Source organism: Microbulbifer zhoushanensis, assembly GCF_021729055.1.
Classification (GTDB): Bacteria; Pseudomonadota; Gammaproteobacteria; order Pseudomonadales; family Cellvibrionaceae; genus Microbulbifer; species Microbulbifer zhoushanensis.
Genome location: NZ_JAJSAO010000003.1, coordinates 86,817 through 104,783 on the forward strand (window position 1 = coordinate 86,817; position 17,967 = coordinate 104,783).

Annotated in this window: 16 protein-coding genes and 1 other RNA gene; 11 read left to right on the forward strand and 6 right to left on the reverse strand. The window is 58.9% G+C overall.

Annotated elements, in window-relative coordinates; translation table 11 throughout:
- Positions 1-38: 38 nt before the first annotated feature.
- A complete protein-coding gene (locus LVD10_RS06665) occupies positions 39-383 on the reverse strand; it encodes an RnfH family protein (RefSeq protein ID WP_237062566.1) in 345 nt (114 codons plus the stop codon).
- Entirely contained in the window at positions 380-820 is a 441-nt protein-coding gene (locus tag LVD10_RS06670; RefSeq protein ID WP_233006229.1) for a type II toxin-antitoxin system RatA family toxin, read from the reverse strand. The genes LVD10_RS06665 and LVD10_RS06670 overlap by 4 nt, the downstream gene beginning before the upstream one ends.
- Positions 821-1,008: 188 nt before the next feature.
- Here LVD10_RS06670 and LVD10_RS06675 point away from each other — a divergent pair, with 188 nt between their 5' ends.
- The 8 genes from LVD10_RS06675 to LVD10_RS06710 all read left to right on the forward strand — a co-directional run bounded on the left by LVD10_RS06675 (position 1,009) and on the right by LVD10_RS06710 (position 10,900).
- Positions 1,009-2,427, forward strand: coding sequence for a sodium-dependent transporter (locus tag LVD10_RS06675; protein ID WP_233006230.1), 1,419 nt, complete (start codon positions 1,009-1,011; stop codon positions 2,425-2,427).
- Positions 2,428-2,446: 19 nt separating this feature from the next.
- Positions 2,447-2,926 (forward strand): SsrA-binding protein SmpB, encoded by a 480-nt coding sequence (gene smpB, locus LVD10_RS06680; protein ID WP_233006231.1) that lies wholly within the window; start codon positions 2,447-2,449, stop codon positions 2,924-2,926.
- Positions 2,927-2,969: 43 nt separating this feature from the next.
- Positions 2,970-4,322, forward strand: a complete 1,353-nt coding sequence (locus LVD10_RS06685) for a sodium-dependent transporter (protein WP_237062568.1) — start codon at positions 2,970-2,972, stop codon at positions 4,320-4,322.
- 133 nt (positions 4,323-4,455) lie between these two features.
- Positions 4,456-4,845, forward strand: a transfer-messenger RNA (tmRNA) gene (gene ssrA / locus LVD10_RS06690).
- 737 nt (positions 4,846-5,582) lie between these two features.
- Positions 5,583-5,792 (forward strand): cold-shock protein, encoded by a 210-nt coding sequence (locus LVD10_RS06695; protein WP_233006240.1) that lies wholly within the window; start codon positions 5,583-5,585, stop codon positions 5,790-5,792.
- Between the two features lie 272 nt (positions 5,793-6,064).
- Positions 6,065-8,338: a ribonuclease R gene (gene rnr / locus LVD10_RS06700; protein WP_233006241.1), complete on the forward strand. Its 2,274-nt coding sequence runs from the start codon at positions 6,065-6,067 to the stop codon at positions 8,336-8,338.
- Positions 8,339-9,208: 870 nt separating this feature from the next.
- A complete protein-coding gene (locus tag LVD10_RS06705) occupies positions 9,209-9,982 on the forward strand; it encodes a DUF3050 domain-containing protein (protein WP_233006242.1) in 774 nt (257 codons plus the stop codon).
- Between the two features lie 240 nt (positions 9,983-10,222).
- Entirely contained in the window at positions 10,223-10,900 is a 678-nt protein-coding gene (locus tag LVD10_RS06710; RefSeq protein ID WP_237062576.1) for an SDR family oxidoreductase, read from the forward strand.
- A 38-nt stretch (positions 10,901-10,938) separates the two neighbouring features.
- Here the strand turns inward: LVD10_RS06710 and LVD10_RS06715 are convergent, their stop codons facing one another.
- Positions 10,939-12,723: a DUF5011 domain-containing protein gene (locus tag LVD10_RS06715; RefSeq protein WP_237062578.1), complete on the reverse strand. Its 1,785-nt coding sequence runs from the start codon at positions 12,721-12,723 to the stop codon at positions 10,939-10,941.
- Positions 12,724-13,005: 282 nt separating this feature from the next.
- Between LVD10_RS06715 and LVD10_RS06720 the strand changes: the two genes are divergently transcribed.
- Positions 13,006-13,326, forward strand: coding sequence for a heavy metal-binding domain-containing protein (locus LVD10_RS06720; protein ID WP_233006245.1), 321 nt, complete (start codon positions 13,006-13,008; stop codon positions 13,324-13,326).
- A gap of 52 nt (positions 13,327-13,378) precedes the next feature.
- Entirely contained in the window at positions 13,379-13,693 is a 315-nt protein-coding gene (locus tag LVD10_RS06725; protein ID WP_233006246.1) for a hypothetical protein, read from the forward strand.
- A gap of 62 nt (positions 13,694-13,755) precedes the next feature.
- Here LVD10_RS06725 and LVD10_RS06730 read toward each other — a convergent pair whose 3' ends face one another.
- The 3 genes from LVD10_RS06730 to LVD10_RS06740 all read right to left on the reverse strand — a co-directional run bounded on the left by LVD10_RS06730 (position 13,756) and on the right by LVD10_RS06740 (position 16,967).
- A complete protein-coding gene (locus LVD10_RS06730) occupies positions 13,756-14,532 on the reverse strand; it encodes an enoyl-CoA hydratase (protein WP_233006247.1) in 777 nt (258 codons plus the stop codon).
- 183 nt (positions 14,533-14,715) lie between these two features.
- Positions 14,716-15,633, reverse strand: coding sequence for a dimethylarginine dimethylaminohydrolase family protein (locus LVD10_RS06735; RefSeq protein ID WP_233006248.1), 918 nt, complete (start codon positions 15,631-15,633; stop codon positions 14,716-14,718).
- Between the two features lie 80 nt (positions 15,634-15,713).
- Positions 15,714-16,967, reverse strand: a complete 1,254-nt coding sequence (locus tag LVD10_RS06740; RefSeq protein ID WP_237062580.1) for a Zn-dependent hydrolase — start codon at positions 16,965-16,967, stop codon at positions 15,714-15,716.
- Positions 16,968-17,097: 130 nt separating this feature from the next.
- Between LVD10_RS06740 and LVD10_RS06745 the strand changes: the two genes are divergently transcribed.
- Positions 17,098-17,880, forward strand: coding sequence for a tryptophan 2,3-dioxygenase (locus tag LVD10_RS06745; protein ID WP_233006250.1), 783 nt, complete (start codon positions 17,098-17,100; stop codon positions 17,878-17,880).
- Positions 17,881-17,967 lie beyond the last annotated feature (87 nt).

Sequence of the window (17,967 nt, forward strand, 5' to 3'; positions counted from 1 at the left end):
GGCTGCTGCCTGCCCAAAACACCGGGCAGCGCGGCCATTTAATCCGCTTTACCACCGGTCTCCTGCGCCTTGCGCCGGGCCTTCTCCGCACGCTGCTTGCGGGCCTCTTTCGGGTCTGCAATCAACGGCCGGTATACCTCCACCCGATCTCCCGGCTTCAGCTCATACTGATCGGCCACCGCCAGCCCCTTGGTCCCCAGCGCCTGGCCGAAGATGCCCAGCCGCGCCGTCGCCGGATCGATCCCCGGGTACTCTTCCGGCAATCCGGAACGGACCAGGGCCTCGGTCGCCGTGGTGCCGGGCGGTACCAGCAGGCTCACCAGCCGCTGTTCGTGCGGCAGTGCGTACACCACCTCCACGGCAATTGTCTTCATATCGGTCATTGCGGTTTCCCGTATACGTGCTCGGCGCGTTCACACATGACCCGCACCATCTGGTTGGCCAGCTCACTGAACAGCTTGCCCACAGCCGCTGCCACCAGCCGGTTGCGCAGCCGGAAAGACAGCGCAAAGCTCACCTTGCAGGCGTCGTGTGCCAGCGGCGAGAAGTGCCAGAGCCCCTCGAAGTGCTCGAACGGGCCGTCCACCAGCTCCAGCGTCATGCGCGTCGGCCGCTCCAGCTGGTTGCGGGTGACAAAGCTCTGGTGGATACCGGCCCGGCTGAGCTCCAGGCGCGCCTCCAGGGTATTCTCGTCACTGTGCAAAATTTCAGCACTCTTGCAGCCGGGCAGGAACTGGGGATAGCTCTCCACATCGTTCACCAGGTCAAACATCTGCTCTGCACTGAACATCACCAGTGCACTGCGCTCTATCTCTGCCATGCTTTCCAATCTTTCCAATACTGCCGCCCACACGGCCATTTCCGCGCGCGGAGCGGGCAATTTTGCCAGTCGGCGCTACTCAAGCAAGTCAATTCCTGCAACAATCGCAGCTTTATCCGGCCGGGGTGCCCGGCCGGTCGCCGCTGCCAGCGGTGTAAAGACAAGAATAACAGGCAAGCGAGAGTACTATGTCCGCAGCAAGAGAGCATTTTGGATCGCGACTGGGGTTTATCCTCGCCGCGGCGGGTTCCGCCGTGGGAATCGGCAACCTGGTGGCCTTTCCGGTCGCCGCCACCAAGAGCGGCGGCGGGGCCTTCCTGCTGGTATATGCACTGTTTGTGTTCCTGATCTGCCTTCCCGTGATGATGGCCGAGCTGGCACTGGGTCGTAAAAGCGACAAGGACCCGGTTGGCGCCTACCGCCAGGTCTCCGGGGGCTCCATTGGCTGGCGTATTCCCGGCTGGTTTGCCCTGATCACCCCATTCATGATCGCTGTCTTTTACCTGGTGGTAACCGTCTGGGTACTCGGCTACCTGGTGGCAACCCTGGGCGGCAACCTGGACCAGCTGGCTGCCGGCGAGCATTTCGGCCAGTTCATCAATTCCCCCATCGTGTTCGCTTACCTGGTGGTGCTGATGCTGATCATCAACGGCATACTCGCCATGGGGGTCAAGGACGGTATCGAGCGCGCCGCCAAGACCCTGATGCCGATGCTGTTCGTGATGCTGCTGGGCCTGGTGATATTCGTGCTGACCCAGGAAAACGCCATGCTGGGCGTCAAGTACTACCTGACCCCCGACCTGTCCAAGCTCAACGCCGAGGTGGTCAACAATGCCATGGCGCAGGCCTTCTTCTCCCTGTCGCTGGGTATGGGCATCATGATTACCTACGGCTCCTATATGAAGAAGCGGGACTCGATCCCGGGTTCCGCCAAGGCCGTGGCCCTGACCGACACCCTGGTGGCATTTACCGCGGGCCTGCTGATCCTGCCCACCATTTTCCACTTCAATCCGCAGATCGACCCCACCGAACTGAGTGACTCCTCGGCCGGCATGATTTTCCTGTTCCTGCCGAAGATCTTCCTCGCCCTGCAGGAAAATATCGGCTACTTCGGGGCCAGCGCCTTCGCAGCGGTATTCTTCTTCCTGGTGCTGGTGGCCGCGATCACTTCGCTGGTCTCCATTATCGAGGTGCCGGTAGCGACCCTGTGTGACGAGCGCGGCATGGAGCGCAAGAAAGCGATCTACAGCATCGCCGCCATACAACTGGTGCTGGCCATTGCCTGCGCCATGTCGTTCGGCATGGCCGACTGGCTAACCCAGTTTGTATCCATCGCCGGCGAGAACAAGTCTTTCTTTGATCTGGTAGAGCTGATCTTTTATTCTACGATCCTGCCACTGAACGGCCTGCTGGTATGCCTATTCGTCATCTACAAGTGGAAGCGGGCCAATTTCGACCGCGAGCTGCAGGAAGGTGACCCCAGCTTTGCCGGCAGCCTCTCCCAGAAGTACGTCAACTTCTCCCTGGGGACTTTCATCCCCCTGATCCTGCTACTGGTGTTTATCAACACAGTAGCCGAGAAGTACTTCGGGCACAGTTTCTTCTAATCAGGCACTTGTTGTATCCATGGCCAAAAAGAAAAGCGCAAACTCCTCCCGTACCATCGCCCTGAACAAGCGGGCGCGCCACGACTACTTCATCGAGGAGAAGTTCGAGGCGGGTATGGAACTGCAGGGCTGGGAAGTGAAAAGCTGCCGCGAGGGCAAGGCCCAGCTGACGGACAGCTACGTCATTTTCAAGAATGGCGAGGCCTGGCTGCTGGGTGCGCGCATCCAGCCGCTGCCCAGCGCCTCTACCCACTTCGTCACCGAGCCCGACCGCACCCGCCGCCTGCTGCTCAACAAGCGCGAGCTGGCCAAGTTGATTGCGTCTGTCGACCAGAAGGGCTATGCCGTCGTCTGCACCGCGCTCTACTGGAAGAAGCACCTGATCAAGTGCGAGATCGCCCTCGCCAAGGGCAAGGCCCATCACGACAAGCGCGAGACCGAGAAGAAGCGCGACTGGAACCGCGAGAAACAGCGCCTGATGCGCACCGAACACAAGTAGTAGGGCGCCGGCGCCCGATAGAAAAATAATTACAGGGTTACTCATGAGTGCACCGAGAGGACAATTCAGCTCCAACATCGGCTTCCTGATGGCCGCGGCGGGCTCCGCCGTTGGCCTGGGCAATATCTGGGGCTTCCCCACCAAGGCCGCCGGCAATGGTGGCGCCGCCTTCGTGGTGGTTTACCTGATCCTGGCCTTCCTGCTGGCCTACCCGGCCCTGATGGCCGAACTCACCATTGGCCGCCACGCACGCCGTAACATGGTCCAGGCGCTGCGCGGCGTGGCCGAGGGCCCGGTAAGCCGCTTTTTTGCCAACCTCACCGGCTTCGGTGGCATCCTGGTGGCATCGCTTATCCTGAGCTTTTACTCCATTGTTGCCGGCTGGATGGTCGCGCACCTGGTGGAGCCCTTTGCTCAACTGTGGGGAGCCGGCGGCGCCGCCGAGTGGCTGACCGGCAGCAGCACATCCCGCAACCTCCTGTTTACCGCCCTGTTCAGCTCCATCACCATGGTGATCATTGCCAGCGGCGTGGAGAAGGGTATCGAGCGCTGGTCCACCCTGCTGATGCCCGCGCTGATCATCCTGTTGCTGCTGTTGATCATCTACGTACTGACCCAGCCCGGCGCCATGACCGGCCTCGAGGTCTACCTGATGCCCGACTTCAGCCACCTGTCACCGCAGCTGCTGGTGTCCGCCATGGGCCAGGCCTTCTTCTCCCTGTCGCTGGGCGTGGGCACTATGCTGATTTACGGCTCCTACCTGAGCAAGCAGGAGAGCCTGCCGCGGCTGGGCGCCCTGGTAACCCTGATCGACGTGGGCATCGCCTTCACCGCCGGCCTGCTGATCCTGCCGGCCATGTACGTGGCCCAGGAAGCGGGCACCCAGATCTTCTCCGAAAGCGGCGAGCTGATCGCCGGGCCGGGCCTGATCCTGCAGGTGCTGCCGGCCCTGTTCGACACCATGGGCACCGCCGGCCTGTTCGTGGCCATCGCCTTCTTCGCCCTGATGACCATCGCTTCGGTGACGTCCTCCATCTCCATGCTGGAAGTCCCCGTTGCCTTCTCCATCGAGAACCTGAAGCTGGGGCGCAAACGGGCGACCATGTTGGTCGGCCTGGTCATTTTTGCCATCAGCAGTCTGATCATCTTCAATTTCGATACCCTGTTCGGGCTGGTCATCAGCATCAGCACCGAGTACGGCCAGCCCCTGCTGGGCGTGTCCCTGTGTATCTTCGCCGGCTGGATCTGGCGCCGTGACCAACTGCTCACGGAGCTGGAGAAGGGCCACGAGGGCATCGAGAGAACCCTGTTCTGGAAGATCTGGCCCTGGTACGTGCGCATCGTGTGCCCGCTGCTGATCTTCGCCGCTTTCGCCCAGTCGGTATTGCTGGGCTGATGACTTTCTGGTCGCGACTGGCCGTCCATAACTGGCCATCCGCGACCATCTTCACCATCTGGTCGTGTCGGGGCATATTGTCCGGGAACAAAATCCGGTATACTAAGTCCTAGACCACACAGGGTTTTGCATCGGGGATGACTTGGATTCGACGCCGGTGACGAAACCATGGGTGCATGCCGTGATGGTAGCGAATCACGTAAATCCAAAGCTGCAATCTATTAGTTGCCAACGACGACAACTACGGTGCCCAACTCGCTGCGTAAGCAGCCTGTGAAGCACTAACTAAGGGTTCGTCCCTTAGCAGCCTTCAGCAAGGTTCCAGTACCGCGCTGCTGGCTGTCATACAGAACTGGATCGCCCTGAAGCGTGCCTGACGTGGAAGGGTTAAAACTTATTCAGGCTCGCCAATTACGTCCTGCCCATCGGGCTGTATGCGGCTAAATCAATAGATGGACCTAAGCATGTAGAGCTCATGGCAGAGTGCTGACGGACGCGGGTTCGACTCCCGCCATCTCCACCAAATTAAAAAGGCCCGCTACCGCAAGGTAGCGGGCCTTTTTTAATTTGGCAGAGCTGTCGCGAGTGGAATGCAAATGCGCCGGGTTCGATCAACGCGCGTCAGCGCGTTAAGACGGCCGAACGGCCGCCCCGAAGGGGTGAGGAGCGAAAGCGACGAATCACTCCCGCCATCATGAGTTCCAGCTCTCTACAACATCCGCTGACGGAGCAAGAGTGGAATACATAGCGCCCGGGTTCGATCAACGCGCGAAGCGCGTTAAGACGGCCGAAGGGCCGCCCCGCAGGGGTGAGGAGCGCAGCGACGAATCACTCCCGCCATCAGACTATCAGGGCGCCACCACAATCTCTGACTAAGCTATTCACAAGGCGCCCGGGGCCGCCCCGAAGAGCTCTAGTTGGATTGCAAGGCGTCTAGCCACTCCTGTCATCCCCCTTTCGCCTCCCTCCTGGGGCACCAACGGCCAGATCTACGTTTCTCTATCGGCATTATTGGCAGTAAAACCTCCCTCCAATGCCTGGAAATGCAGTACCGATATACCCAAGGTCCGCCCCTCTAAAAAACCTTTGACTTACTTCCCAAGAGGCCCTACAGTGCCTACAGTTAAAAGTAAGCCTCTTGTTTAAATCCTCAGTTTCGTCGCATCTGTATTTCTTCGTCCTGCAGCATCTAAATTCCAGTCTTTTTTTACTACCCGCGCCCCATAAAGGCTGATCAATAGTTGTTTACAGGAAATCACCATGTCTAATTCGACGACCGGTACCGTTAAGTGGTTTAACGAGTCAAAAGGCTTTGGCTTTATTGAACAGAAGTCTGGCCCTGATGTGTTCGCACACTTCAGCGCAATCGTCAGCTCAGGATTCAAAACCCTGGCCGAAGGCCAGGCTGTTGAGTTCTCCGTAACCCAGGGCCCCAAAGGCCCGCAAGCTGAAAACATTGTTTGTGTCTGAGCCAACAGGCTCACATTTACAGCCGGCCCTGCAAAGGTCCGCTGCTGGGTGGCCCGGATGCCACCCCGGTTGAGAGGCAACCTCCGGGTCTCCCAACCTGAAAGACCGGCCTTCAGACTGGTGACAGTCTGAATGGCCACTAGTAACACCCGCTCAACACCTTTGAGCCATTCCGCCTGCATACCTTGCCGAGTAACACCTGATCTGCCCTGCCACATCACTCAAGTTCTCACCAAGCGCAATTTTATTGGCGGTTTTCCCGAGAGAATTTTATGAGAAAAGCCCCAGTAGCTGCGTTTAATCCCAGCGATGCTGAAAAATACAGCCACCCAATTCCCGCGCGCGAGTTCATTATGAGCTTGCTCGAGAACAATAAAAAAGCCCTTGACCGTGAGAAGCTGGCAACAGTCCTTGAACTCAACAGCGATGAACAGAAAGAGGCATTGCGCCGCCGGTTGCGGGCAATGGAGCGTGACGGACAAATTGCCTTTGACCGCCGCAAGGGCTACAGCCTGGTTAAAGCAGAGGACCTGGTAAGCGGCCGTGTCATCGGCCACCCGGATGGTTTCGGCTTCCTGAGTACTGATGCACTGAAAGAAGACCTGTTCTTGTCAGACAACGAAATGCTGACCGTCTTTGACGGTGACCGGGTGCAGGCCCGCATCAGTGGTACCGATCGGCGCGGGCGCAAGCTCGGCGTTATTGTCAGTGTCATTGAACGCAATACACAGCAGCTTGTGGGCCGGCTGCAGTTTGAGGATGACCACTATTTCCTCAAGCCGGAAAACAGCCGTATCGCCCACGAAATTGACCTCGATCGAGACGAATTGATGGGCGCAAAGCCCGGCCAGTACATCTCCGTAGATATCACCGAGTTCCCGAGCCGTCGCTACAATGCCTTCGGGCGCGTAACCGAGGTGCTGGGCGACTCGATGGGGCCGGGCATGGAAATCGATGTAGCAATCCGCAGCCATGAGATCCCCCACAGCTGGCCGCAGGATGCCCTGCGGGCGGCGAAAAAACTGGGCAGTGAGGTACCCGAGGCAGACAAGCTGCATCGTGCCGACCTGAGAAAACTGCCATTTGTAACCATCGACGGCGAGGACGCCAAAGACTTCGACGATGCCGTCTACTGTGAAAATGTTGCGTCCGGTGGCTGGCGCCTGTTCGTGGCAATTGCGGATGTTTCGCACTACGTAGCCCCGGGAAGTGCGCTCGACGAGGAAGCCCGGAAGCGCGCAACCTCGGTGTACTTTCCCGGCCGCGTGGTACCCATGTTGCCGGAATCACTGTCCAACGGTTTGTGCTCGCTCAACCCGCAGGTTGACCGGCTGGTTATGGTCTGTGAGATGACAATCAGCAAGTCCGGGAAAATGACTGGTTACACCTTTTCAGAAGGTGTTATTCACTCTCATGCCAGGCTGACCTATAACCAGGTAAACGCGTTCCTGACAGCCCCGGACTCCAAGCTGGGTCGCCAGACCGCTCGCCAACTCAAGGAAACGGCACCTCACATCCACGCACTGCATCAGTTGTATGCGGTATTGAAAAAAGCCCGTACCAAGCGCGGCGCAATGGATTTTGAAAAGCCGGAAGTGCAATTCAGGTTCACCGAAGACCGCAAGATTGACAGGATAGTACCCGTCATCCGCAATGATGCACACAAGATGATTGAGGAATTCATGCTGAGCGCCAACGTGGCGACCGCAGACTTCCTCAAGCAACGGAAGATGCCGGCACTGTACCGGGTGCATGAAGGCCCGCAGGATAAAAAGCTGACTACCCTGCGCGCCTTCCTTAACGCCAGGGGACTCAAGCTGGCCGGCGGCAACAAGCCCCGCCCCGCGCATTTCGACCAGCTACTGACCCAGGCAGGCGAACGTAGCGATGCACAAACCATCCGCACCATGATGCTGCGATCACTCAGCCAGGCGGAGTACAGCCCGGATAACCGTGGCCATTTCGGCCTGGCCTATTCCGCCTATGCCCATTTTACTTCGCCCATTCGCCGGTATCCGGACCTGATGGTACACAGGGCCATTCGCTCAGTGATCCGCCAGCCAGTGCAGCGTAACCTTTTGCCCCGGGCGATTAGATCCATCTTCGGCGCAGGCAAGGCAGCGGTGAAGCGCTTTGACAGCGCGGAACGCCTCGCCCCGCACAAGAGCTACCCCTACGACATGGCGGCAATGGAGACTCTCGCTGTACATTGTTCTACCGCCTCGCGCCGCGCCGACAAGGCGAGCTGGGATGTGGAGGCGTGGCTGAAATGTGAGTTCATGCAGGACTTTGTTGGCGAGACCTTCCCCGGCCAGGTAAGTAGCGTCACCAACTTCGGCCTGTTTATCGAGCTTGACGAGATTCAGGTTGAAGGCCTGGTACACGTGACGGCACTGAAGAAAGACTACTATCACTTTGATGCCGCCAGGCAGTGCCTTACCGGCGAGCGCAGCAATACGAGTTTTGCCCTCGGAGATGAGATCGAGGTGCGGGTAGTACGCGTTGATATGGAACGTCGCAAGATTGAATTTGCACTGGTCGATTAAGGCCCCGCCTGGAAATCTTGAGCAACAGTGAAGCAGCCGACTGTGATCTACCCGGATACCCCAGTCCCTCGCAACTGAGTTTGGGGGGCGGGGTTAGGTATCGACCAACAACCACCGGGGCATCCCTTGGTGGCTGTCATCCAGCAAAAGCCTGGGCTGCGCATGGTTGGCGGCCAATGACTTCTCCTCTCCAGCAAATGAAGCCTGCCAGCAGTCGCCTGTAGCCTTGCTGTACCGAATGGCAACTGGATCCAGCTCCACCCGGGTCAACTACGACTCCCGTTCCGGCACACAAACAGCTCACTCGTACCATACCCAATTGACACTGCGGCCACGCGAGCCTGGTTAATCGAGCGAGCAAATATGGGGGAGGCATCGGTATTGGATGTCCCCTGTCCTGATTCACTCTCCCTGTCTTGTGCCAGAGAACCCCAAAGCTTCCCCTCAGTCCTAGTGAAAATATTTCCTATAAAAAGTGTGATACGAGGCACTTTTTTCTACATCAGGCAAAAAATAGGTTGCACTGTGCCAGTTCCTCGTTGACTCTCGAGTGGTGAAGATGAATTTGGCGCTAGGGCTTATTCCATTCCCGCGCCGATCATTTCGCAAACAAACCTAGCTCCCAACCTGCACCATTACGGGGCTGGCAATTCATAGATGCAAAGGACCGTCGCTCATTGACGCAAGGGCAATTTGCAGTAGACGAGGGGGAACAGGGGGTAAAACACTTCGGGCAAAAGCTCGGCAATAGTAGTGAAAGGCCGCGACAGACGGCTCCACGAGCGATGTGACTTCCAGACACAACGACACACAACACTGTCGTACGCGAAATACCTTGGTTAATAAGCAATAAAACAAGGACAGAAGTGTATGAAAAATCAGCTGCAATCCGTCACAGAGACCCTCCAGCACCACGAGCTCTACCGGAGCATTACCACCCTTGACCAGTTACGTGACTTCATGAGCATCCACATATTTGCGGTATGGGATTTCATGACCCTCGTGAAACGGCTACAGAACTCCCTGACCTGCGTCACGCTCCCCTGGAAAAACCCGGAAAACATCTTCGCCGCCCGCCTGATCAATGAAATCGTGTTTTACGAGGAAACCGACCTGAACTTTGACGGGCAGCCTGCGAGCCACCTGACCATGTACCTTGAGGCCATGGAAGAAATCGAGGCGGATGCATCCTGCTTCCTCACGTTTATCGCAGCACTGGAACGTGGGGAGGACCTGGAAACAGCCCTGGAGGAAGCCGACACACCGGATTTCGTGCGGGAGTTCGTGCGCGCAAACATCCAGCTTGCCCTGACCGGTGGCAATGAAGAGGTTGCGGCAAACTTTCTCTACGGTCGGGAGGATGCCATCCCCGAGATGTTTACCCGGCTACTGGACCAGTGGGGGGTGGATGAGCACCGCATTCCCCGCATGACATATTACCTGAAGAGACACATTGATCTTGATGGGGATGAGCATGGACCTGCCGCACAGAAGATTCTCGAAAACCTGATTGGGGGTTGTGATCACGCTCGGGCCCGCGCGTTCAGGGCCGCGGAACAAGCGATAGAGGGGAGAATCCGACTCTGGGACGGCATTCTGGTGCAGATCCAGCAAGCCGAGCCATCTGCGCGAATCGCCGTCTAGGTATATCGCCAGGCCCCGGCAAGCCCGGTATCGGCGCTTTCCGGGGCGCTCACTCCCCCCGTCTTACCGATGTGCCCCGCCCCACCCTGTATTCCAGCGCACAAAGTTCCAGTTGGCCTATGGTGACAGCCATGGTTTACGGCGCCACTTTATTGGCAGCCCGGCAAGAAATAGGCTGGACACGAAATCTTGTCCTAAGTTGCTACTGCAAATCCCTCCAATACAATTAGGAGTATACAAATGGCAGGCAAAGTCATGTTAATCACCGGCGCCTCAAGTGGCATCGGGCGAGCTACGGCATTGAAAGCCGGCCACGCAGGAATGCGACTGGTCCTCACCGCCCGCAGGGAGGACGCCCTGGATTCGTTGGTAACAGAGCTGGGAGCTGATAACGCCGTGGCTGTCCCGGCCGATGTTGCGGATTGGAACCAGCTTGAAAAAGTGGTGAAAACAGCCATCAACCGGTTCGGGCAGCTGGACGTGGTATTTGCCAACGCCGGCACCGGCATCTCACAGCCAGGGACCGAGGCGGGTGACCCTGGCGAATGGCAACAGGTGATAGACGTCAATATCCGCGCCCTGCTCTGGACAGCAAAGCTCGCCCTGCCGCACCTGCGCAGTTCCCGTGGTCACTTCATCATGACCGGCTCCCAGGCTGGCCGGATGCCGATCAAGGGATCGGTCTACGGTGCCTCCAAGTGGTTCGTACACGGCTTCGGGGCCAACCTGGCAGAGGAAATGGCGGAGTGGAACGGGCGCTGTACCGTTATTGCCCCGGGGATGGTAAACACGGAGTTCTTCGACGAGCCGAAGCCCGACAAGCTCGACCCGGAAGACATTGCCGACGCTGTACTGTTCGCTGTCAACGCACCACCTAGGGCCAATGTCCGCGAGGTATTCGTAGTTCCCACGGAGTAACACCGGGCTGCCTACAGGGTCTGCTGGCCGGGTTCAGCTCAACGCCCCGGCACGTCGGGCATCGGGGCAGTCCCCGAGCTAACCGGAGTACAACCCTCTGCATCGGTAAAAATCTGGCTCTCGTCGTGCAACTCGCCATTATCCTGCCGGCAAGCTGGATTACTGTCATGGTACTGATTGCCCCTCAGAACAACATCTACGCCACCGACACGGACCTGGGCGGCAAGGTTATCCACGGTATCGGGGAAAAAGCGGCTGTTGAACATACCTGAATACAGGTAACCGGACGAGAGCTCGACAAAGGCTGCCGAGTCGTGTTCCGGCATCAACACTGTGTCATTGAAAAAGCTGTCTACAACGAAATTGAATCTCGGTGCCCAGTGGTTACTGATATCCCCGGTGCGCAGGTAGTCCGTGCCAGATAAGTCCTCAGGATTTTTCGTGGTATTCAGGTTCTCGAATCCACCACTGCCCCGCAAGGCGAGCCGGTGCTTACCGCCACGCCCACCAATATGATTTCCCCTGTGCCAGACATTGGAAACTACCAGTCCCCACACGCCCATAAAGCGGGCATTGTGCTCCATCGCTGTGGTCACATCGTTTCCAATCAGGCCACCGTTGACCATCTGGCAACTGTCCATACAACCGATATTGACGTTGGGAAGATTGTCCGGATGACTTTTCAGCACGGAATCGGACAGGAAGATACCGTAGGGCCAGTGGAGCAGCGAGCAATCGAGGATGTCCGGATTCTTGCCGCAATAATTCGCCTGCGAGGTAAAGCTGAAGGTGCCCCAATATTGCCCGGTCTCCGACCAGTCCATATCCACATTGTGTACAGTCACCAGGGTTGCGGCCATACCACCGCTGATATTGCCAGCACGGATGCCAGTGACAGTCACATTGTAACTCCAGCCCTGGACAATATTACCCTGATTATCCTGCACAAGCTCCGGATACCCCTGGGCCTGTGCCGAAGTGGGGCTGCGGTCTTCACAACGCCCCGCGACACCAATACGCACGTCCTCGACTACGGGTCGTGCACCCTCACCGTAGCGGTCAATGGTGATATTCCCCTCGCCGTAATCGGTGCAGATTCTCCCGAAACTTTCGCCCGCATGGAGCAACACGCGCTTGCCAGCATACTCGCCAGTAGCCGGCAGGTCCGATGCCTGGACGGCCCCTGCAGGACAACCATTGTAGTCCCCGGCAGGAGAAACACAGATTGTGCTATCCGGCGTGTAGTAGGCCTCCTGTGCCAGTACCCGTACCGTCGTAAAAGCATCTTCGTAATCACCACTCGGGTTCTGCACCCTTACACCGACATTGTACTCGCAGGCACCGTCGACATAGCGGCTACTGGAGGGCGTACAGACAAACGTATGGATGGCACGGGGACTGGACCCTACCTGCTGGTTTCGGCTGCGCATTGTTGTGCTGAATTCACCGGACTCGGGATCGTCGAAATTGAAGTGATAGGCGAACCACTGGCCGGTGGCACAGGCCACCGGATCGGTGCCACCGGAAAGATCCTGGCAGGCAGTATCGGTTGAATCCTGGGCGGAGAAATAGATCGTCTCCGGCGACACCCCGCTGCTGCGCGTCAGCACCCGCAATATGGCGTCGATGTTGGCGCTACCCCCACCGCCATCATCACACTCACAGGGATCCTTCTTGGGCCCGTTGCCATTCCCCTGCCCCTGGCCTGCGACCAGAGGCATATCGGAGGGATCGACAGACTCCGGCGGTGACTGCATTTTTAGCACCCCGGTCAGGAGAATCAGGATCCCGGCGATGGCGATTGCCTGTGATATCCGGGGCATAGCGCACTTCCTGTGAATTGCCGCTCATTGTTACGATTAGAATAGGTTGCCTGACCAAAGAACATTGAATAATTACGTGGCAAGAAGGGTCAACCCTGCAACAGGGTTCTCATTTATCAACGGTCGTGCCGCGTTCCTTAACATCCATATCCCCGATTCAACACAGCTTAGTGCATGTATCAGCCCATCCGAAGGCGGACCTTACACATGCCCGGATTCCGGTCGACGGATATTGCCTGCCTGCGGTAACCTCTGGAATCATTGTGCCAGAAGGAGAACACCATGCTCAGGACAACCACATCCACTGTCGATGGTCGGGAAATTCGCGAGTATCTCGATGTCGTCGCAGGCGAGGCAATTATGGGTACCAATGTTTTTAAAGACTTCTTTGGTGCCATTCGCGACTTCGTTGGCGGCCGCGCTGCTGCTTACGAAAAGGAAATGTCCAGGGCAAGGGCGATCGCCTTCAAGGAAATGGAGGAGCAGGCCCGTGAACTGGGCGCCGATGGCGTTGTCGGTATCGATATCGATTACGAAGTTGTCGGCGCTGAGGGCGCAATGATGATGGTCAGCGTCAGCGGTACGGCGGTCAAATTCCGCTGAAACTGGCGCTCAATAATCACATAACAGCTGATCCGAATTGCAGGGTAGAGGAATGGACAAGGACCAGTATCTCGCTGAGGTGGAATCGCGGCTGCGGCGTATGTTCTCGGCCTCCAAGAGCGGTTACAAGACACCGGCGGTGGACCGGCACCGATTGGAGGGTTTTATGCAGGCCGGGGTATTTTTCGGGCTGACCGACAACCGGGAATTGACGCAGCTGATGGAAGAGACGCATTTCAGCGTATTCGGCAAGACGATCCGCGAGCGCCGCGAGGATAACCCGCTGAACTGGCAGAGCGAGCCGGTCGACTACCGGGCCTACGAGGCCCCCACCTTTATCCGCAACGGTGAACCCGGGGTTGAATAAAGCCGCACCCGACCGGGAACGGCTTCAGTGAAGAGAGAGGCAATAGTGGCTGGGATTCGGGCCTAGAAGCGTGAGAAATCCGCGGGGCGCTTCTCCATAAACGCGGTAGCCGCTTCCTTGAACTCCTCGGACTGCAGGCGCTTCTGGAAGTGACCGGCCTCCTCCTGGATCACTTCCAGGCCCCGGTCATGGGTGCCCTTACGCAACAGTTGCTTGCTCAGGCGCACCGCCTCCGGTGCTCGGGTTGCCAGCTCTGCCGCCACCTGGCGCGCCCGCGGCAATGCCTCTTCCGCCGCTACTGCGGCATTGCAGATGCCCAGCTCCACCGCCTCGGCGGCATCGAATTTCTTGCCCAGCAGGAGCAGCTCCGCTGCCCTGGCATGGCCCATGATGCGCGGCATAAAGTAGCTGGAAGCGTATTCCGGGCAAAGGCCCAGGTTCACAAACGGCATCTGGAACAGCGCGTCCTCGCCGGCGAACGCCATATCGCAATGCAGCAGCATGGTGGTACCGATCCCCACCGCCGGGCCGTTGATGGCAGCGATCACCGGCTTGGGGAAGTTGTACAGGGCCACCATGAACTGGAAGACCGGCGATTCCTCGCTGGAGGCGGACCCCCCGAGGAAATCCATCAGGTCATTACCGCTGGTGAATACGCCTTCGGCACCGGTAATGACCACTACGCGGACATCCCGGTCCTCCGCTGCGGTATTCAGCAAATCGGCCATGGCCTGGTACATGGCCATGGTGAGGGCGTTCTTGCGCTCGGGGCGCACGATGGTGATTTCCAGTACGCGGTCGGATACCTGCGCCTGGACTTCTGCACATGAGCTTTGCATGGGCATCTCCGGTTACAGTCTGCTGACAGGCGCCAGTCCCGGTGGGGCCGCGCGCCGCGATAATGCCACCATCTTAGCTGCTGGGCCGGGGCTTGGGAGTCCCGAATCGACCACATCCGTTGACCGGAGTCACCGCATCATGCAAAAACGCCGCCCCCTGGGGCGGCGCCTGCCAGTGGCTGCTTACTTCGCGACCGAATCCCGGCGCAGGGGCTGGCACATGCAGTGCACGCCACCGCCTCCGGGGGTGATCATGGAGATATCCGGGTCGATCACCTCCAGGCCGTGGGCGCGGCACTTCTCCGCCAGCCCCTTGTTGGCACTGGGCAGCATCACCCGGTCATTGCCCAGGGCCACTACGTTGACCCCGAGCTCAAGCACCTGCGGGAAGGGGATATCGATGATCTCGATCTTGCGGTCGCGGAACCACTGCACCAGCTCAGGCTCCACCGCGTCGACACAGATAGCCGCCAACTTTTCCGCCAGCATTGCCACCATCACGTCGATATGCAGGAAGAAGGGGTCAAACGGGTAGCCCTTCACTTCCCAGCCCTCTTGCTCGATCCAGCCTTTCATCTGCTCGAAGCCCTGGGGACTGGTGCGCTCACCGGAATAGCCGCAGAGAATGACGCCCGGCTCCAACACCATAAAGTCCCCCCCCTCCAGGGAGCCGGCGGTGATGATGTCGTAGATGGGGATATCCAGCTCCTGGTAGAGCTTTACGATCGGCGCCCATTCGCCGCGCCGCCAGGGGCTGTACATCTGCGTGACAATCGGGCCCCAGGGGGTCATCACCGAGGAATCACGGCCATAGATCTGGTAAGGCAACGCGCTATCTGCGGGAATAATGTGAGTATTCACCCCGGCATGGCGATAGGCATCGACCATTTCTGCATGCTGGGCTGCAGCCACCTTGTGATCAAACTGCATCCCCAGACGCACCGCCCGGCGGGCACTGGCATTGCCGGTGCGCCAGCTGAAATTATCCACGGGCCCTATCAACACGTCGCGCAGGGTTCCATATTCGGAGTCCATGCCCCACTTATCCAGGGGCGGGGTACCGCCATTGTCGAGGCGGCGGCGAAAGGTGAAGTCACTCATTACGGCTCTTTCCAATTAACTGCTGGATTCCCGGGGCGACCGCAGGTCGCCCCTCTTTCTTTGCCGGCTGCTATTGCCATTCAGTCACTGGCGACGCCGGCGCGGGCGAGCATGGCCTGCAAAAGGACATTGCAGCCCTTCTCCAGGTGATCCGGTTCGGCGGATTCCGCCTCGTTGTGCGACAGGCCGCCGGCACAGGGGACAAAGATCATCGATACCGGGGCCACGCGGGAAACGTATACCGAGTCGTGCCCTGCCCCGGACACCATCCTGCGGTGACTGTAACCGAGCCCTTCCACCGCGGTGTTAACCGCGTCGATACATTGCGGGTCGAACGCCACCGGCGGGGAATGCCACTCATCGCGGATTTCGATCCCGCAGCCGGTGGCTTCCTGTACTTCCTGCGCCACCCGGTGCAGGGACTGGTGCAGGTGCTCGAGTCCCTCCGGTTGGGGATGACGCAAATCCAGCGCCAACACCACCTTTTCCGGGACGGTATTGCGGCTGCCCGGCTCTGCGCGCAGGTCGCCGCAGGTCATCCGCGCCTCGTCACTGTAAGCCTTAACCTCGCCATAGAGGCGCTCGCACAGCTGTGACAACGCCTGTACCGGGTCCCGGCGGTCCGCCATGGGCGTGGGTCCGGCGTGGCACGGCGTGCCATGGAAGGTAACGTCATACCAGCGGATGCCCTGGACCCCGGTCACCACCCCGATGACCTGGTCCTCCTTCTCCAGGATCGGGCCCTGCTCGATATGCGCCTCGAACGCCGCGGTAATAGGGAAGGGTTCCGCCGGCTGGTCTCCCAGGTACCCGATGCGCTCCAGCTCGGCACCGATGGTCCTGCCGTTCTTGTCCTCGCGGCCGTGGCCGTAGTCGAGGCTGAACTCCCCGCACCAGACCCCGGAGCCGATCATGGCAGGCGAGAAGCGCGCCCCCTCTTCGTTGGTCCACACCACCACTTCCAGGGGCGCGCGTGTCTGTAGTCCATGTTGTTCCAGGGTCCGCATCACCTCCAGTCCGGCGAGGACACCAAAGACACCGTCGTACTTGCCTCCGGTGGGCTGGGTGTCCAGGTGGGAGCCGGTGATCACCGGTGGCAAGTCCGGGTCAGAGCCCGGCCGCCGGGCAAAGATATTGCCCATGCGGTCCACCCGGATCTCACAGCCGGCCTCGCGGCACCATTCGGTGAACAGGTCACGACCGGCCCTGTCCTCGTCGGTTAGTGCCTGGCGGTTGCAGCCACCGGCCGGTGTGGCGCCAATACGCGCCATCTCCATTAGGCTGTCCCACAGGCGGGCGCCGTCGATTCGCAGATCTTGCGCGGTGTTTTTCATTCGAGTCGCTCCAGACCTTATAATGTGTCTAATATTACGCTTTTTCCCGCAATTTTAGTTTTGATCTGCGGCGCATAAAGAAAGCAAAGTTTCGCCGTTGATCAAAATACAGACAGGCAGTAAAGATTCCATGACCGTAACCTATAGCTCTTATCTTAAAGTCGACGACCTACTCAAGTGCCAGCAGCCGCTTTCCGACGGCCCCGAGCACGATGAAATGCTGTTTATTGTGATCCACCAGAGTTATGAGCTGTGGTTCAAGCAGTTGCTGCACGAGCTGGACTTCCTGATGGGCCTTTTCAATGCCGGGGAGAAGTACCGCGCCCTGCATACCCTGAAGCGGGTGGATGCCATCTACCGGACCCTGATCCAGCAGGTGGACATTCTCGAGACCCTCACGCCGCTGGAATTCCTCTCCTTCCGTGATCGCCTCTCCACCGCCAGTGGTTTCCAGTCGTTCCAGTTCCGGGAGCTGGAATTCGTCTACGGAGCCAAGGATGCCAAGAAACTGGAGAACTACCCCCGGGGCTCGGAGCACCGCGCCCGCCTGCAAGAGCGCCTCGAGGCCCCAACATTGTGGGATGCCTTCGTGACTTTCCTTGCCAAGGAGGGGCATTCAATTCCAGAGAGCGTGCTCAAGCGGGACTTCAGCCAGGTGGCAGAACCCTCCAGTGCGGTGCAGAAGGTGCTGATCGATGTCTATCGCAACGACCCGCTGGTAGGCGAGATCTGTGAAGCACTGGTGGATATCGACACATCCCTCCAGCAGTGGCGCTACCGCCACGTAAAGATGGTGGAGCGGACCATCGGCGCGAAGATGGGCACCGGCGGTTCGAGCGGGGTGGGCTACCTGCAGAGCACCCTGTTCCGGCCGGTATTCCCGGACCTGTGGGCAATTCGCTCCGAGTTCTAGTCCCGGCCGGGCAAGCCGGCGCTGCGGCGCCGGACAACCGCAGCGCTGCCCCGGGCAACTGCCAGGCATAAAAAAAGCCAGCATAAG

Excerpts from the sequence above, each read along its gene's own strand:
- LVD10_RS06695 (WP_233006240.1), top strand. The coding sequence starts at position 5,583 with ATGTCTAATTCGACGACCGGTACCGTTAAGTGGTTTAACGAGTCAAAA.
- LVD10_RS06685 (WP_237062568.1), top strand. The coding sequence starts at position 2,970 with ATGAGTGCACCGAGAGGACAATTCAGCTCCAACATCGGCTTCCTGATG.
- smpB (WP_233006231.1), top strand. The coding sequence starts at position 2,447 with ATGGCCAAAAAGAAAAGCGCAAACTCCTCCCGTACCATCGCCCTGAAC.
- LVD10_RS06730 (WP_233006247.1), bottom strand. The coding sequence starts at position 14,532 with ATGCAAAGCTCATGTGCAGAAGTCCAGGCGCAGGTATCCGACCGCGTA.
- LVD10_RS06670 (WP_233006229.1), bottom strand. The coding sequence starts at position 820 with ATGGCAGAGATAGAGCGCAGTGCACTGGTGATGTTCAGTGCAGAGCAG.
- LVD10_RS06740 (WP_237062580.1), bottom strand. The coding sequence starts at position 16,967 with ATGAAAAACACCGCGCAAGATCTGCGAATCGACGGCGCCCGCCTGTGG.
- LVD10_RS06715 (WP_237062578.1), bottom strand. The coding sequence starts at position 12,723 with ATGCCCCGGATATCACAGGCAATCGCCATCGCCGGGATCCTGATTCTC.
- LVD10_RS06665 (WP_237062566.1), bottom strand. The coding sequence starts at position 383 with ATGACCGATATGAAGACAATTGCCGTGGAGGTGGTGTACGCACTGCCG.
- LVD10_RS06705 (WP_233006242.1), top strand. The coding sequence starts at position 9,209 with ATGAAAAATCAGCTGCAATCCGTCACAGAGACCCTCCAGCACCACGAG.
- LVD10_RS06720 (WP_233006245.1), top strand. The coding sequence starts at position 13,006 with ATGCTCAGGACAACCACATCCACTGTCGATGGTCGGGAAATTCGCGAG.
- LVD10_RS06735 (WP_233006248.1), bottom strand. The coding sequence starts at position 15,633 with ATGAGTGACTTCACCTTTCGCCGCCGCCTCGACAATGGCGGTACCCCG.
- LVD10_RS06725 (WP_233006246.1), top strand. The coding sequence starts at position 13,379 with ATGGACAAGGACCAGTATCTCGCTGAGGTGGAATCGCGGCTGCGGCGT.
- rnr (WP_233006241.1), top strand. The coding sequence starts at position 6,065 with ATGAGAAAAGCCCCAGTAGCTGCGTTTAATCCCAGCGATGCTGAAAAA.
- LVD10_RS06745 (WP_233006250.1), top strand. The coding sequence starts at position 17,098 with ATGACCGTAACCTATAGCTCTTATCTTAAAGTCGACGACCTACTCAAG.
- LVD10_RS06675 (WP_233006230.1), top strand. The coding sequence starts at position 1,009 with ATGTCCGCAGCAAGAGAGCATTTTGGATCGCGACTGGGGTTTATCCTC.
- LVD10_RS06710 (WP_237062576.1), top strand. The coding sequence starts at position 10,223 with ATGGCAGGCAAAGTCATGTTAATCACCGGCGCCTCAAGTGGCATCGGG.